The organism is Anaerococcus sp. HMSC075B03, assembly GCF_001815585.1.
GTDB classification, from domain to species: domain Bacteria; phylum Bacillota; class Clostridia; order Tissierellales; family Peptoniphilaceae; genus Anaerococcus; species Anaerococcus vaginalis.
Genome location: NZ_KV821183.1, coordinates 51,911 through 67,964, shown reverse-complemented (window position 1 = coordinate 67,964; position 16,054 = coordinate 51,911). Strand labels below are relative to the sequence as shown.

Sequence of the window (16,054 nt, the reverse complement as noted above, 5' to 3'; positions counted from 1 at the left end):
TTTTTCTCCTATTTATTTCTCTTTCTGTCTATTAGAACTGCTATTAATATTACAATTCCTTTTACTATTTGTTGATAGAAACTTGAAACTCCCAATAAATTTAGTCCGTTATTAAGGACTCCTAAAATTAAAATTCCTATTAATGTTCCTGTTAATGATCCACTTCCACCTGTCATACTTGTTCCGCCTAAAACTACTGCTGCTATAGCATCCATTTCATAGGCTGAACCAGCTGTTGGTTGAGCAGAATTTAATCTTGATGTAAGTACAAGACCAGATATAACTGCCATCAAGGCACTTATTACATATACAAATGTTTTTGATTTTGCTATATTAATCCCTGAAATAAAACTTGCTTTTTCATTTCCTCCAACGGCAAATATTTTTCTACCATAAGAAGTTTTATTTAAAATCATCCAAAGTATTATATAAACAATTATAAATAAAATAACTTGGAAAGGAATTCCTAAAACTTGTCCTTTTCCTAAAAATTGGAAAGCAAAGTCATCTCTAGGTCCTGCTATTGGTCTACCGTCCATAAAAACTAAAGTAAGTCCTCTAAATATTGTCATAGTTGCAAGTGTTACTATAAATGGTGCAAGTTTTCCTTTTGTAATCAACAAACCATTTATTAGCCCCAAAATAATAGCTAATAAAATAGCTACAAGTATAGCAAGAATTGTATTTGTCCCATTTTGTAAAAGTCCTGCAAAAATTGCTGAGCTTAAGGCAAGAGTTGAACCAACTGAAAGATCAATTCCTCCTGTTAAAATTACAAAAGTCATTCCTAATGCCACAAAACCATTTATGATTAATTGGCGCATCAAATTTAACAAGTTGCTAACTTGCAAAAATGCTGGATTAAGTACGCTCACAAAACATATCAAAATAAGCAAGGCAACTATTGTCCCTAAATTTTGATTTTCTTTAAATCGATTTTTTATATTACTCATAACCTTCCTCCTGTTGCAAGGGTCATTATTTTTTCTTGGCTAGCATCTTTCTTTAAAAGTTCTCCTTGTATTTTTCCTTCATGAATTACATAAATTCTATTTGATAAACTTATAAGCTCTGGCAAATCGCTTGATATAAGTATGATTGAAACTCCCTTATTAGTAAGGTCTTTTATTAAATCATAAATTTCTCTTTTTGCTCCTACATCAACGCCTTTAGTTGGCTCATCAAGGATTAATATTTCTGGACCAATCGCATACCATTTTGCAAAAACTACTTTTTGTTGATTACCTCCAGATAAATCGCTAATTTTGCTTTCTGATGATTGGGTCTTAACTTTAAAACTATCTACCAAATTATCTGAAAGATTTTTTTCTTTTGCTTTATCTATAAAAGAATTTTTTGAAAATTTGTCAAAATTTAACAGAGAAATATTTTCTCTAATTGATTCATCAAGAATCAATCCTTCTTCTTGCCTATTTTCTGTTACAAAGCCAATTTTATTTTTTATTGCATCTGCTGGATTTTTTATTTCTATTTTTTTACCATCTACAAATACTTCTCCACTATCTTTAGGATCAAGGCCAAATACTGATCTCATAATCTCTGTTCTTCCTGCTCCCATAAGCCCAGAAATACCAAGGACTTCTCCTTTTTTTGCTTTTATATTTATATCTTTAAAAAATCCTTCTCTATTAAAATTTTTAAGCTCTATCTTTACATCAGAAATTTCAGCATCCATTTCAGGATAAAAATCTCCAATATCACGACCTACCATATAAGAAACAACTTCTCTTTCATCAGTCTTATTAGTATCCATTACTGATACGGATTTTCCATCTCTCATTACTGTAATCTTATTAGTTAATGAAAAAATTTCTTCCATTCTATGAGAAATATATATCATAGAAACATTTTTATCTCTTAGTCTTTTTATTAGCTTAAATAATTTGTCAATTTCATTATTTGTAAGTGCAGATGTTGGTTCATCAAGAATTAGAACATTTACTTTATTTAAGTTAGCCTTTGCTATTTCCATCATCTGTCTTTGCCCAACTGAAAGTTCAGAAACTTTTGTTTTTGGATTTATATCTAAATCAAATCTTTCAAGAAGTTCTATACATTTTTTTCTCATTTTTGCCTTATCAAGAAAAATTCCATTTTTTATTTCATTATTCATAAAGATATTATCCATAACAGTAAGCTCTGGCCAATCAGATAATTCTTGGTGGATAAAACTTATTCCATATTTTTTGGCTACATTTGTATCACTTATGTCAACTTCTTTGCCATCAATTAAAATTTCTCCCTTATCTTTAGAAAGAACTCCTGACAAAATATTCATCAAAGTAGATTTTCCTGCTCCATTTTCTCCTACCAAAGCATGAATTTCTCCATCATTTAAGGTAAAATCCACTCCTTTTAAAACATCATTTTTACCAAAAGACTTGTAAATATCTTTCATTTCAATTTTCATAAAATCCTCCTAAAAGATATTCTTTGATCTTAAAATTATATTTGAATAAGGTGTATTTTCTCCAGTCCTTATAACAAATTTAACGTCTTTTAATTTTTTCTTAAATTCTTCATGAGATATATATTCGCATTCAATATCTGGCAAAAGTTTTTTAATATTTTCTTCTTGACTTGGATTTTTTTCTTTGATTTCTTTTGCCAAATAATAATATTCGCAACCAAAATCACTAAGCAGAATTTCTAAAACATCTATAAACTTAGGTTCGCCAAGTTTAAGTGCTAAGTCAATCTTTTTGTCAGAATCAATTGGCAAACCACAATCTCCAACAGCTATTAAGTCTGTGTGTCCCAAATCAGAAAGTCTTTTTGAAATTTCGCTATTTAATATTCCTTTTTCTTTCATACATTCTTCCTTTCAAATTCTTTTACATCACAAAGGCTTGGAATAGATATGCTAGCCCCGCTTTTTGTTACGGAAAGAGCAGATGCTAGGCTTGCAAATTTCAAACAATCCCTTACATTTTTTCCTTGATAAAAATATGATACGAAAAATCCTGTAAAAGTATCTCCAGCTCCTGTGCTGTCGACAGATTCAACTTTTATTCCTTCTTGTTTGATTTTCTCATTTTTATTTACAAAAATTGAGCCTTTACTTCCAAGTGTTACAATCAAATTTATATTTGGATAAGTAGCCATGAAATAATTAATGCTTTCATCTATATTATCTTTATTTGCTATATTCTTTGCCTCTATTTCATTTACCAAAAGCAAATCTATTTTATTAAAATCAAATTCTTTTATCTCATCTGTTATTGGAGAAGGATTTAAAACTATTTTCATTCCCTTTTCATAAGCCTTATCTATCAAATATTTCATAGAGCTTATTTCATTTTGCAAAAGCAAAATGTCATCTTTATCAAAATTATCCAAAACTTCATCTATAAATTTTTTGTCATTATCAAAATTTGCTCCCTTGTAGAGAACTATAGAATTTTCTCCCCTATCATCAACTTGGATAATCGCATTTCCTGTTAATTTATCAGATTTTTTTATATATTTGGTATTTATATTCTCACTTTTTAAATAATCAATAAGAAAAATACCATCATCTCCTACGCTTCCTGCGTGATATACATTTTCAAAACTTTTGCTAAGAGCAACAGATTGATTAAGTCCCTTTCCACCTGGTCTTTTTTCAATGCTTTTTGCACTTATAGTTTCTCCTGGCTTTACAATATTTTCTACTCTAAAAAATATATCAATATTTAAAGAACCAAAATTTAGTATTTTCATTATTTTTTACCTACACTTTCTCCACAAGCCACAAAAGGCTCTACCATAACTTTTTTATTATTTTTTCTTCCATTTATCAAATCATCCGCCATTTCAATAGAAGATTTTGCTATCATTTCCAAATTTTGGTCAATTGATGTTAATTTGGGACTAATCAAATTATTTAAAAATAAATTATCATAACTTATCAAAGAAATATCTCTTGGAACTTTTATTTTGTTTTCATCAAAATATTTCAAAAGTCCGTATGAAGACATATCAGCAAAAGAAAAAATAGCATCAACTTTTTTTTCTAAAAAAATTTTTCCAGCCTTGTAACCACCTTCATAAGAATAATCCCCATGAATTATATTTGAAGAATCAATATAAATATCATTATTCATAGCAGCTTTTATGGCACCAGATAATCTTCTTGAAGAATTTGCAGTAGACCTTGGACCTATTAAAAGCCCAATATTTTTAAATCCTCTATCAATTAAATATTGCATGCCCAAAAATCCACCTTTTTCATTATTGCCAGTAACTATGTGAGTTTTTCTATCATCAAAATCAACCTCATCTAGAAAAATAATATTATTTTCTTTCACAAGTTCATCGTCTAAATCTTTCATATTTCTATCAACTAATAAAGTTGCGCCAATAACATTGCTAGTGATCATATTAATATATTCTCTCTTTTTAATATTTTTATTATTAGTATTGTGAATGTACAAAAAATAAGAATATTTTTCTGCATAATAAGTAAGATTTTTAACTAACAAAGAAAAAAATGGATTGGAAATATCTGGAATAAGAGCCATAATCACATTGCTTTTTTTACTAGCAAGAGCTTTGGCAAAATTATTTGGATTATAACTAAGAGTATTTGCCGCTTCAATTACTTTTTTTCTAGTTGCATCCGATATTTTGTTGTTAGTATTATTCAAAACCATAGAAACTGTAGTAATAGACACTCCAGCAAGTTTTGCTACATCTTTTATATTCGCCATACCGACCTCATTAAAACGTTTTAATTGATTATAATATATTCTTTTATTAAGGCTTTGTCAATAGATTTTTTCTACTTATTAAAAAAATATGAAAATATTTAGCAAATTATTCTATAAGTATTTTTATAAGTAAATAAAAATTTTTTCGATTGTTTTTGAAATTTTTTAGCTTTAATCCTTTTAAAAAAATTATTTTTAAATTAAAAAATCGCACTGAAAATATTTTATTTTTATCAATGCGATTTTTATAAATAATTTTTATTTGGAAAAAACATCTGAAATTACTTCTTTAATATTTTTCATCTCTTTTATTTCTATATTTTTGTATTCTTTTTTATCTATTGAATATTTTCCTATATAGGCTTTTTTGTAACCTAGTCTTTCTAGCTCTTTTAGTCTGGATTTTATTTGTGGGACTTTTTTTAGCTCTCCTGTTAGACCCACTTCTGCTATAAAAACTGTTTTATTGTCAACTGGTTTTTTTAAATATGATGAGGCGATTGAAATCATTATGGCAAGATTTACTGATTGCTCCCTAATTTTTAGTCCGCCTGTTGCTTTTATTATTACATTTTCGTCAAATAGATTAATTCCTGCTCTTTCTTGTAAAATTGAAATCAAAGTATTTAAGTCATCTTTTCTTAAACTATCGCCGATTCTTTGGGGATAGGGCATAAATGATTTTGAAACCAAGGATTCTATTTCAATTTCCAAAAGCCTACTTCCTTCTTTCATAACAGAAATAGCCGATCCTTCGATTCCTGAATCTCTTTCTGTAATAAAATATTCTGACGGATTTGTAATTTCGATTAGGCCTTCTTCTTGCATGGAAAATAATCCGACTTCGCCCGTTGGTCCAAATCTATTTTTTGTACTTGTTAAAAGTCTTAAATCATCTTCGCTTTCTCCGTCCAAAACTAAAACCGTATCAACCAAATGCTCCAAGGTTCTAAGCCCTGCCATTTCTCCTGATTTGTTCATGTGACCAACCATAATAAAAGCTCTTTTTTTCTCAGGATTTTTTGCAAGGTCAACGCATTTATTTGCACATTCAATAGTTTGGGTAGGAGAACCTTGTTTGTTATCAAATTCGTTTAGAAAAAATGTTTGAATTGAATCTAAAATTACAATATCGGCATCTTTTTTCTTTATTTCAATTTCTGCAAGATCCATTGAATTTGTTGATAAAATCCAAATATTTTTTGAAATTTCTCCAATAATCCTATCAGCTCTTGCTTTTATTTGAGATTCGCTTTCTTCTCCCGAAACATACATTACCTTAAAACCATCTTTTGCATAAGACGAAGACAATTGTAAAAGCAAAGTAGATTTTCCAGCTCCAGGTCTTGCTGTCAAAATTGAAACAGAATCTCTTACAAGCCCTCCGCCAATCGCCCTATCAAATTCGTCAAAAGAAGATTTTATTCTCTCAGACTCATCAAGTTTTACTTCTTTTAATAGCCTTGCCTCATTTTCAAAATCAAGGGGATTTTCTTTTGAAGATGTCCTTTCGTTTTTTATAGTTTTTTCAATCAAAGTTCCCCATTTGCCACAATCTGGGCATTGACCTGCCCAAACATTTTGAATATGACCGCAATTTTTACATTCAAAAGCTCTTTTAAGCTTTGCCATTAATATCTCCTAAAACATAATTTACAGAAAATTGCTCGCAAGCTTTTTTTGGATCATCCTTATAAATTTTTTCAAATTTATCTCTCAAAGTTTCCTTTTCATCAATTAATTTTTCTATTGATGAGAGATAGTTTTTTTCATTTTCATCAAGTCCGTCTTTTGCAAGAGAAATAAAATATTTTATCCATTCACAAATAGTTTTTCCCTCATATTTTGCATCAAAGCCATGCTCTTTTGCATCCATTTTTAATTTTTGACAAGAAGCATAAGTCATATTTTTAAAATCTTCTCTCAATTTATTTAGATTTTCTTCATTATAAAATAAACCCTTGATTAAGGCTGGAAAAGAAAGATTGTATGAGTAAGGCACTGCATCAGGCATCCTAATTTCTATATATTTTTTAACCCTAACATCAGGAAAAACAATAGAAAGAGCGTGAAAAATCATCTCATCAGAAAAATCTTTATCCATTATTTTTTCAAATTTTGTATTCCCCTTATAAACATCTTGTCCGTCTTCATGAACAAAAATTATATCAGTGTCTAAAATTTTTTCCGCATATTTTTCATAAGACATATCATCATCAAAAGCAAAATCGTAAACGCCAGTCCTGTTTTTGTCACAAGCTTCCCAAATTTCTTGGCGAAGATTTTTATTTTCATAAGGCTTTCCTTGGAAAATATAGGCATTATCATAAAGAGTGTACATGAAAGGCGAAAGAGCATTTGCCACGAAAAATTTCTTTTTAAAATCTTTTTCATCAGAAAAATCTATGGCGGATTGAACACTTGCAGTTCCTCTCATCATATTTAAAGCATATTTTCCACCAAATTCAGTAAAATATTTTTGCATATATTTATACCTATCTTTTGGAATAATATTCAAATCCATTATTTTTGATTTTGGATGATAGCCCAAAGTTTCAAGATATTGATTTTTTTCATCAAAAATCGGAACAATTTCTCCCATAATTTTTTTATAAGACTTATCCAAATCATTTATATTTTTCTTAGCATCAATTGCAAGTTCAAATTGACCAGCAGGTTCAAGATTTACAGCTATATCTTCTTTTCTAAGCCCAAGAATATATCCATCTTCCTCATTTGTCACAGAAAAACCCATATCCTTTAAATCTTTCAAAGTACTGCCCACGCCCTTTTCTCCAAAATAATCATAAGAAAAAAGCTCATCCTTATCTATAACAAAATGCTCCATTTCTAGACCAATTTTAAAATTTTCCTTTTGGCTTTCGCCAGATTTTATATATTCAACAATTTTATCTTTTTTTTCTTGATAATTCACAACATCCTCCAATTTCTAGACATTTTTCTACTTTTAATATACCCTTTTTACTTTAATAATAAATTTGCCTATATTTAACTTAATAATTTATATCAAAAGCAAAATAATTTTAAATATTTTATCTTTTTCTTGTAAATGTATATAATATAATTAAGAAAATTTAAAAATCCTTACGTGATTATATTTAATAAAAATATAATTTAAATAGTAAAAAAGGAGGAGATATGAAAAAGAAATTAGCACTAATTTTTACTATGGCTTTAATCTTTTCATCTTGTAGCGGAAAAATTATAAAAAATAATCAAAAAGAACCTGAAACAAAAAGCCAAACAAAAGAAACTCAAAAATTAGAAGAAGATAATTCAAACGAAAAAGTTTCTCAAAAAACAGAAAAAGACAATGTAGATAAAAAAATCGCAAAAGATAAGACAGACCAAAACGAAAATCAAGAAACAAATACTACCAATAATCAAAATAATTCAGAAAACAAAACTCAAACTGTACCAACTCCTAGCCAAAAAAAATCTTATGTAACATTTACAAATCCCGACCTATCAGACAATTCTAATAATTATCCTGAAGTTTTAAACGATTTAAATGGAAAAGAATTTCGATTTTCATCTGGAGCTGGCGGCTGGTGGACTATATTAAATTTTACAGAAAATGGCAATTTTACAGGTGTCTATAAAGATTATGATGCTGAGAGTGTAGCTGTTTGTGAATTTAATGGAAAATTCTCAATTGATTCAAAAGTAGATGAAACTTCCTATACTTTAAGACTTGATAGAGCAGAAATAAATAGTCCAGTAAATACTGAAGAAGTTCAAAATATTGATGGACAAGATATGACAGTAAAATATGTCGATCTTCCTTACGGATTTGAAGCAAGTGAAGAAAATATTCATTCTTTCCAAGATAAATTCACCTTATACCTCCCTTTAAGAAAAAGATCAGAAATGAGTGATGATGTAAACTACTGGTTAGATATAACTATTAATCCATTTATAGAAAAAGACATAAGTAGAGTTTACATACTTGTAAACGAAATAAATCAATTTCCTTTCAGGGAACAAGTAAAATAATGAAAGCATATTATAAAAAAGATAAATTTATTTTTGAAATTGAATATAATGAAAAAATTGCTTTGGTTGATGAAGAAAAGTCTGGCAAAGAATCTTTTATTTCAGATTTTTCTTTTGAAGAAATTTCTTCCTTTCTTGATGGGAATTTAAAAAAATTTTCATTTGAAATAAATCCTCAAGGGACAGATTTTCAAAAAAAAGTTTGGAGAGAAATTGAAAAAATTCCTTATGGAAAGACTATAACATACAAAGAAATTGGAGAAAAAATATATTCTAAGGCTTACCAAGCTATTGGCTCTGCTTGTGGGAAAAATCCAATTTTGTTGAGAATTCCCTGCCACAGGGTTGTAGGAAAAAATAATTTGGGCGGATTTTTCTATGGACTTGATTTGAAAAAATATTTATTGGAGCTTGAAAAAAATAAAATATAAATGAATTGTAATAGGAATTTTTCTTAGGAAATTTTAATAGCTTAGGCTTTTTAAAATTTCCTAAGATTTTTTTTTGATATTTTTTATAATGATTTACCAAAAAATTATTTTATACTTGGCTCTATCATACTATAACAATCTCTGATTTTCCCAATTTTTTTCAATTTTTCAAACATTTTCAAAACATCTTTTGACTCATAAAGTCTTTTTTCAAAAGAATTGTAATCTTTGTTTTCAAAAATTTTCTTAAAATAATCAAATTCATAAAAATACAAATCTTTTTCTTTTTTTATATCAAAAATATCAAGCCTTCCATCTGAAAAACATTCAATTTTTTCTGCCTCTTGAATATTTCCCAAAACTTTTATATATCCTTCTTCTCCTTGGATTATTATATAATTTTCACTTTTACTGTCTTTGGCATTGGTAAATGATACAGAAAAATCTCCATAAGAGATCAAACCTTGCCCTGCAATATCAACACCGTATTGATTTATATTTCCAAAATATGAATAATCTTTTCCTTTTCCAAAAAGTTCATAAATCAAATGCAAATTATAAATTCCAAGATCTGCCAAAGCTCCTGCAGAAAATTCGCTTTTAAAAATATTTTCAACAATTCCTTCTTTATATTTATCAAATCTTGATGAATATTGGGAATAATTAATCATACAAGTAGAAAATTTTCCGATTTTTCCCAAAAGATTTTTTAAAAGCTCAAGGCTTGTCAAATATTTTATGGAAATCGCCTCAAATAAAAACAAATTTCTTTCTTTTGAAATTTTTATTAAATCATCAAGCTCTTTTGTATTGGTAAAAAATGGCTTTTCACAAACTACATTTTTATTTGCCAAAAGACACATTTTCGCCTGCTTATAATGCAAAGAATTTGGACTTGCTATATAAACAAAATCGATTTTTGGATCTTCAAGCATTTTTTTAAGATCATCAAAAGATTTTTCCGCCCCAAATTTTTCTTTCAAATAATCAGCCTTTTCAATAGACCTTGAATAGGCTCCATAATAATTATATCCGTCCATTTTTACCACTGTTTTCAAAACATTTTCAACTATAAAATTTGAACCTATGCTTACAAAATTAATCATATAACCCCCTATTTTTTACCCTAATATAAAAAATAATTATAGAAATTAAATAACACATTATAAATAAATATTTCAAAGAAGATCTTTCAAAGACTAAACTTATTAATAAATTAATAAAAAAAGATGGAAGAATTGATTTGATATAGCTTTTGCCTATATATTTATCTCCAACCATTGATTTTGGATATTCTGTAAATATAGGCTTATTATGAAATAACAAAACTATATTCTCACTTGCCAATGTAGCAAGAATTAAAATTATAATATCAAAAAAATCTTTGATACCTACTAATTTATATTTTAACAAAAAACTAAGTAGGAAAACCAAAATTACTAGCACACCTGTAAGAAAATTTGTGAATAAATTTTTACTTAAAATATATGGTAGAATATTATTTTTATTAAGCTTTTTCTTATCCTCAAAATAAATTTGGTCCGAAAGACAAGCCTCTCTAAAAATAAGGGAGGTCAAAATAGAAATAAAAAAATAAAATAAAAATATTAGACCCCCTACATTTATCAACAATTTCAAAGATAAATATACCATAGCCAAAATTGTAAAAATAATAAATATTAATTTTTCATCAAAATATTTTTTGAATGTATCTTTTAAAAACATAAAGCCTCCCGATAAATTTCTACCCAAAATTTGGATAGATAAATACAAGGAGGTACTATGAAATATTATTTATTGATTGACTTATTAGTATGGATTATCTTTATCAAATCCATACAAAATAAAATAATTACTAAGACCATGTTTTTACCAATATATTATTTTACTTGCCTAGGACTTTTTTTGATTTTATTTTTGATAATTTACAAATTTTCTTTTACTTTTCTAGATTTTTCCATAATTTTTTTGATAAGTTTTGGATTTTTCTTATCCTTAAAAAGTCAAGGAGTTACAAAAAATTCTATTATTATTTTTGAAAAAATTCCTGTTTTCCCAAAATTTATAAAGTTTAAAGACATAAAAAATATAGAAACTATAGAAAATTCAAAATATCCAAAGTGTAGAATTTGAGCTTATGGAAATTTTTATGATTTTTACTTTAAAGATTACAAATATATAGTGATTTTTAAAAATATTTTTGAAAATTACATAGATCATAAACTTTAACCTAGTATATGATTAAAAATCTTAAATTTAAAGCCTAGGTAAAATAAGTTAGCATTATACAAAATATAATTCAGAGCGTAGACAAAGTAAGTTTAGTAATTTATTAGTAATTCAAAATAAAATTAGGAAAAAAACCATCTCAACTAGATAAATGGGCATTGATTTTGCACATTTATTCCTAAAACTAGTTTGATAACACAGAAAAGTTTGCAAAGCAAAGGTGTTTTAGCGTGAGTGAAACGAAGGCATGGAGAAATCACATGAGATTTCTTCGCTCGTTCCACTAGATCAAAATAGGCAATTTTTTTACTTTGTCAACAATCTGCACTATACAAAATATAATTTTATTTTACATAAGATATAAATATCTAATAAAATTTATAAATTTCAACTATGTAAAATAAAAAGATTAGTTTAAATTTTAAAATTTTTCTATTATTGCCTCGACATTATCAATTCAAATAAAACAAATTTATGTGATCAGAATTCTTATATTTAAATGAATAATTTTTTACAATAGACATTTATTTTTACATTTTACACTAATCAGTTAATAAAAAACTTTTATAATTTTTAGTTTTAAACTTAAGCTCAACATTTATTTTCATAATGATTTTACAAGTTTCATTTTTCCAAATATCAAATTTAAAATATAAGTTTTAAAAATTTAATAATAGAAAAAATTTTTATAGCTTAGATTTTAAAGTTTATCCCTATTCATATTGATTTCATTGGTTTTTTTATATTTTCGTAGAGAAGTTTCTTCATCCATTTATTTTAAATTTTTAGAAAATTTTAAATGATAATGCAAATCATTCTTGACATTTGTTTTTTTTATTGTTATCATTTATTTGTCGATAGTTAATTAACTAAAAATACAAATTTATAAATTAAATAATAAGGAGAATGAAATGAAAAATAAAAAATCACTTAGTTTAGTTGCCCTTTTATCTTTGGGACTTATGTTGACAGCTTGTCAAAAGGATCCAAAAAATGATGAGCCTTCTAGTACAAATGTTTCTCAAGAAATGAAAAAAGATGATGCTTCAAATGCAAGCAATTCTTCTTCAAATATTGACGAGAAAAAAGAAGACGCATCAGAAGTAAGTCTTTCTGACTGGGAAGGCGAATGGAATGATATGGGCGGATATCTTGAAAAAGATGAAGTTCAAAATGCTTTTAAAACTTTAGCTGAAAAAGAAAAAGTTGATGAAAAAGAAGCTAAAGAAAATTATTTAAAGAAAAGAAAATGTGATTTTGGTGGTCTTGAAATAAAAGATAATAAAATAAAATTCTTAAAAGATTTTCCAGATAAAAAAGGTGAAGTTATCAGTGAGAGCGAATATAAATATGTTGGAAAACAAGAAGTTGAACATGGTGGCCATAAATTAGAATGGGATATTTTTGAAGCTAAAAATGATGATGCACCTTATAAATTTATTCTTATGATGCCAATTCATGGAGAAGAAAGTCTAACACATTTCCATATGAGATATGGTGATGACAAGGATAAATTATTAAAAGATGAAGGTTGGTTCCCTACTTTTGTAAAACCAAACACAACTGATGCACAAATAATTGATGAAATTACTGAATAGATTATATGGGTTGAAATTTTTCAACCCTCTTTCTAAGGAGGAAGGATGAAAAAAAGATATATAAGTTTTTTTGTTTTCTTACTTTTTCTCTTTAGCTCTTGTGCAAATAAGAATGAGCACTCTTCTGATAAACCTTTGGTTTATACTTCTTTTTATCCTGTTTATGAAATGACAAAAATGATTGGTGATGACACTATAGATGTAGAATCTTTTATGCCCCTTGATAAGCAACCTCACCTTTGGGAGCCAAGTCCTAAGGATATGAAAAAGCTAGCAAAGTGTGATCTTTTGGTTGTAAATGGCGCTAATATGGAACCTTGGCTTGATAAGGTTAAGGAAAATTTACCAAATCTCGATATTTTAAAATTATCCGATTCTGTTGATCTTATTACTTATAAGGGAGCGGCAGCTATTGGTGATTTTCAATATATGTCTAAAGTAAATTTGAAAAAAGGAAAAAATAAATTTGATTTTGGTCACACTCACGAAGATATGATGAGGGTTGCCTTTATAAAAGATGATGGTACTCGTGGAGAAAATTTGGTAAAAAAATGTAAAGATATAATGAGCCAAAAGGGAGAGCTAATTCATCAAAAAGAAACTTTCGATCTTGAAGAAGGAAAGGTTTATGGACTTGAAATGGGACATGAGTCTGGAGAAATTTTCTTTAATATTCCAAAAGATGGAGATTATATTTTTATAAGCGACAGGATAAGTGAAGATCTTCTTCCATATAATTTGGTTGGAAGTGATGGTAAATTTTTAAAAGATGAAAAAAAGGAAGAGCCTTTGATGGAGGGTTCATCTTCTGGATTTGATAAAATAACTTATGATCCCCACTCATGGTTATCCATTACCAACGCAAAAAAATATTTGAATGCTATCAATGAAAAATTAACCGAAAAATATCCGAAAAATGAAAGAATTTATAAGAAAAATAAATTAAAGTATGTTGATAAACTTACTGATATTGATGCAAAATATAAAGAAAAATTTTCAAAAATCGATAAAAATAAGAGAAATTTCTTAGTAGTTCATTATGCCTATGCTTATGTTGCAAGAGATTTTGATTTGTTTCAATATCCACTTCAAGGTCTAACAAGTTTAGAAAATCCTAGCCTTAAAACTATAAAAAAAGCCATAGATTTTTCTGAAAGCAAAAATATTTCCACAGTTTTTTATGAATATGGACAAAATCCAAAACAAGCTCAGGCTTTGGCCGAAGAAATTGGCGGAAAAATCTCTCCTCTTGCTTCTATGGAATATGTTAATAAGGAACAGGAGAAAGGTAAACTTAATTATATTGATCTTATGGAAATGAATCTTGAAAATCTCTACAAATCTATGACCGAGGAGGAAAATAATGAAAGCAGTGTCAATAAATAATTTGAATTTTTCTTATTCACAAATTCCTGTTTTAAAAAATTGCAATTTGAATGTTGATGTTGGTGAATTTACGGTAATTCTTGGTGGAAATGGTTCAGGTAAATCAACTTTAATAAAGCTTATGCTTGGAGAATTAAAAACTAATAGTGGAGAAATTAAAATTCTTGGCAAAAATATTGAAGATTATGTTTCTTTTAAAGACATTGGCTATGTCCCACAAATAAATATAGTAAATAAAATTGCCTTTCCTATAACTTGCCTTGAACTAGTTTCATTAAATCTTTATGAAGAATTTGGTCTTATTAAAATCCCCAAGAAAAATCATTACCAAAAAGCAAAAGATATACTAAAAAAAATGGGTATGGAATCTTATATCAACACTCCTGTAAATGAATTGTCGGGAGGTCTCGCTCAAAGAGCAATGATTTCAAAAGCTATGATAAATGATCCAAAAATTTTAATTCTTGATGAACCAACAGCAGGCGTTGATAAGTATTCTAAGGACCATTTTTTTGAAACAATAGATTTTCTTTCAAAAAAATTTAATGTAACTATAATTATGGTTACTCACGAATTAAAAGAAATGGAGTCTTTAAATATTAAGATGACAAAATACGAAATGATAGAAGGGAGTTTGAAAAAATGCTAGAATTTGCTTTTATGAGAAAGGCGCTTATTTTGGGATTTTTACTTTCTATTATGATTCCTATAATAGGAATTGTAATGGTAAATAGAAAAACTTCCATGATAGGTGATGCCCTATCTCACACAGCTCTTGCTGGAGTTGGAATGGGATTAATATTAGGTTTTGATCCTCTTTTGGGATCATCAATTGTTTGTATTGTAGCTGCCTTTTTGATAGAACTTATAAGAAAAAAACTTCCCCAATATGGAGACATGGCAACAGCAGTTATTATGAGTACTGGTCTAGGAATTGCAGCCATTCTTTCAGATTTTGCTCCAGGTGGAAATTCTTTTGAATCTTACCTTTTCGGATCAATTTCATCAGTTACAGATAGAGATATAGTAAATACAAGTATTGCCTTTATTTTGGTTTTAATATTATCAATTTCAAGATATTCATCTCTTTTAGCTATAGCGATAGATCCAAATACAGCTAGGCTTTCTGGAGTAAAAGTAAAAAGACTTGATGCATCTTTTACTCTCCTTGCAGCCATAACTATAGCCTTGTCTGTAAAAATAATTGGAGCTTTAATGGTTACAAGCTTAATAGTTTTACCAGTAGCAACAGCCTTAATTATTGCTAAAAGTTATAAACAAACATTTTTTATAACAATTACACTCGGCGTAATCTATATGATGCTTGGTATTATTCTAAGTTATCAATTCGATATAAAACCTGGTGGAGCAATTGTTGTAAATGCAATAATAGGAATGTTAATATTTGTTTTATATAAAAAGTTAAGAAAAAATAAAGTATAAAAATTGGGCTTTTACAGAATCTTATATTTTGTAAAGCCCATTTTAAATTTAAAAATTTCACTTAAATTCAATGTAATTTTATAACTTTACTAAAATTAATATTTCAAATATAGATTAAATTGATTTATAAATGTTTTTTTGATAAAATACCTATATATTGTGCAAATGTTTTCTAAAGGAGCTTATCTTATGAAAAATTTAATAAAAAAATACTCTTATCAATCATATTTGTCCTAAT

At 27.6% G+C, this 16,054-nt stretch carries 16 protein-coding genes; 7 read left to right on the top strand and 9 right to left on the bottom strand.

The window, feature by feature from the left end:
• Positions 1–8: 8 nt before the first annotated feature.
• The 7 genes from HMPREF3045_RS04455 to HMPREF3045_RS04425 all read right to left on the bottom strand — a co-directional run bounded on the left by HMPREF3045_RS04455 (position 9) and on the right by HMPREF3045_RS04425 (position 7,647).
• Positions 9–953, bottom strand: coding sequence for an ABC transporter permease (locus HMPREF3045_RS04455; protein ID WP_004839717.1), 945 nt, complete (start codon positions 951–953; stop codon positions 9–11).
• Positions 950–2,431: a sugar ABC transporter ATP-binding protein gene (locus HMPREF3045_RS04450; RefSeq protein WP_070737253.1), complete on the bottom strand. Its 1,482-nt coding sequence runs from the start codon at positions 2,429–2,431 to the stop codon at positions 950–952. The genes HMPREF3045_RS04455 and HMPREF3045_RS04450 overlap by 4 nt, the downstream gene beginning before the upstream one ends.
• Before the next feature lie 9 nt (positions 2,432–2,440).
• The gene (gene rbsD / locus HMPREF3045_RS04445) at positions 2,441–2,833 is read right to left on the bottom strand and encodes a D-ribose pyranase (RefSeq protein ID WP_004839714.1); all 393 of its coding nucleotides are present in this window, start codon (positions 2,831–2,833) and stop codon (positions 2,441–2,443) included.
• Positions 2,830–3,723 (bottom strand): ribokinase, encoded by an 894-nt coding sequence (locus HMPREF3045_RS04440; protein WP_070605655.1) that lies wholly within the window; start codon positions 3,721–3,723, stop codon positions 2,830–2,832. Before HMPREF3045_RS04440 ends, rbsD begins: the two co-directional genes overlap by 4 nt.
• Positions 3,723–4,712 (bottom strand): LacI family DNA-binding transcriptional regulator, encoded by a 990-nt coding sequence (locus tag HMPREF3045_RS04435; protein WP_070737250.1) that lies wholly within the window; start codon positions 4,710–4,712, stop codon positions 3,723–3,725. Before HMPREF3045_RS04435 ends, HMPREF3045_RS04440 begins: the two co-directional genes overlap by 1 nt.
• 258 nt (positions 4,713–4,970) lie before the next feature.
• Positions 4,971–6,344 carry a DNA repair protein RadA gene (radA, locus tag HMPREF3045_RS04430; protein WP_070737247.1) on the bottom strand — a complete coding sequence of 458 codons (1,374 nt, stop codon included), beginning with the start codon at positions 6,342–6,344 and terminating at the stop codon, positions 4,971–4,973.
• The gene (locus HMPREF3045_RS04425) at positions 6,331–7,647 is read right to left on the bottom strand and encodes a glutamate-cysteine ligase family protein (protein ID WP_070737243.1); all 1,317 of its coding nucleotides are present in this window, start codon (positions 7,645–7,647) and stop codon (positions 6,331–6,333) included. The genes radA and HMPREF3045_RS04425 overlap by 14 nt, the downstream gene beginning before the upstream one ends.
• Positions 7,648–7,871: 224 nt before the next feature.
• Between HMPREF3045_RS04425 and HMPREF3045_RS04420 the strand changes: the two genes are divergently transcribed.
• Both HMPREF3045_RS04420 and HMPREF3045_RS04415 read left to right on the top strand, forming a co-directional pair.
• A complete protein-coding gene (locus tag HMPREF3045_RS04420) occupies positions 7,872–8,729 on the top strand; it encodes a hypothetical protein (protein ID WP_070737241.1) in 858 nt (285 codons plus the stop codon).
• Positions 8,729–9,160 (top strand): methylated-DNA--[protein]-cysteine S-methyltransferase, encoded by a 432-nt coding sequence (locus HMPREF3045_RS04415; protein ID WP_070737238.1) that lies wholly within the window; start codon positions 8,729–8,731, stop codon positions 9,158–9,160. Before HMPREF3045_RS04420 ends, HMPREF3045_RS04415 begins: the two co-directional genes overlap by 1 nt.
• A gap of 104 nt (positions 9,161–9,264) precedes the next feature.
• Here HMPREF3045_RS04415 and HMPREF3045_RS04410 read toward each other — a convergent pair whose 3' ends face one another.
• Complete coding sequence (locus HMPREF3045_RS04410) at positions 9,265–10,266, bottom strand: Gfo/Idh/MocA family protein (protein ID WP_070737233.1); 1,002 nt, start codon at positions 10,264–10,266, stop codon at positions 9,265–9,267.
• A complete protein-coding gene (locus HMPREF3045_RS04405) occupies positions 10,259–10,885 on the bottom strand; it encodes a hypothetical protein (RefSeq protein ID WP_070737231.1) in 627 nt (208 codons plus the stop codon). The genes HMPREF3045_RS04410 and HMPREF3045_RS04405 overlap by 8 nt, the downstream gene beginning before the upstream one ends.
• Before the next feature lie 57 nt (positions 10,886–10,942).
• On the opposite strand from HMPREF3045_RS04405, the gene HMPREF3045_RS04400 reads away from it, so the two are divergent.
• From HMPREF3045_RS04400 to HMPREF3045_RS04380, 5 genes are all read left to right on the top strand, one after another.
• On the top strand, positions 10,943–11,293 hold the full coding sequence (locus HMPREF3045_RS04400; protein ID WP_257244372.1) for a hypothetical protein: 351 nt from the start codon (positions 10,943–10,945) through the stop codon (positions 11,291–11,293).
• A gap of 1,007 nt (positions 11,294–12,300) precedes the next feature.
• The gene (locus HMPREF3045_RS04395; RefSeq protein WP_070737229.1) at positions 12,301–12,987 is read left to right on the top strand and encodes a ZinT/AdcA family metal-binding protein; all 687 of its coding nucleotides are present in this window, start codon (positions 12,301–12,303) and stop codon (positions 12,985–12,987) included.
• A gap of 45 nt (positions 12,988–13,032) precedes the next feature.
• Positions 13,033–14,373 (top strand): metal ABC transporter solute-binding protein, Zn/Mn family, encoded by a 1,341-nt coding sequence (locus tag HMPREF3045_RS04390; protein ID WP_004839697.1) that lies wholly within the window; start codon positions 13,033–13,035, stop codon positions 14,371–14,373.
• Complete coding sequence (locus HMPREF3045_RS04385) at positions 14,351–15,022, top strand: metal ABC transporter ATP-binding protein (protein ID WP_070737226.1); 672 nt, start codon at positions 14,351–14,353, stop codon at positions 15,020–15,022. The genes HMPREF3045_RS04390 and HMPREF3045_RS04385 overlap by 23 nt, the downstream gene beginning before the upstream one ends.
• The gene (locus tag HMPREF3045_RS04380; RefSeq protein WP_004839695.1) at positions 15,016–15,816 is read left to right on the top strand and encodes a metal ABC transporter permease; all 801 of its coding nucleotides are present in this window, start codon (positions 15,016–15,018) and stop codon (positions 15,814–15,816) included. The genes HMPREF3045_RS04385 and HMPREF3045_RS04380 overlap by 7 nt, the downstream gene beginning before the upstream one ends.
• Positions 15,817–16,054 lie beyond the last annotated feature (238 nt).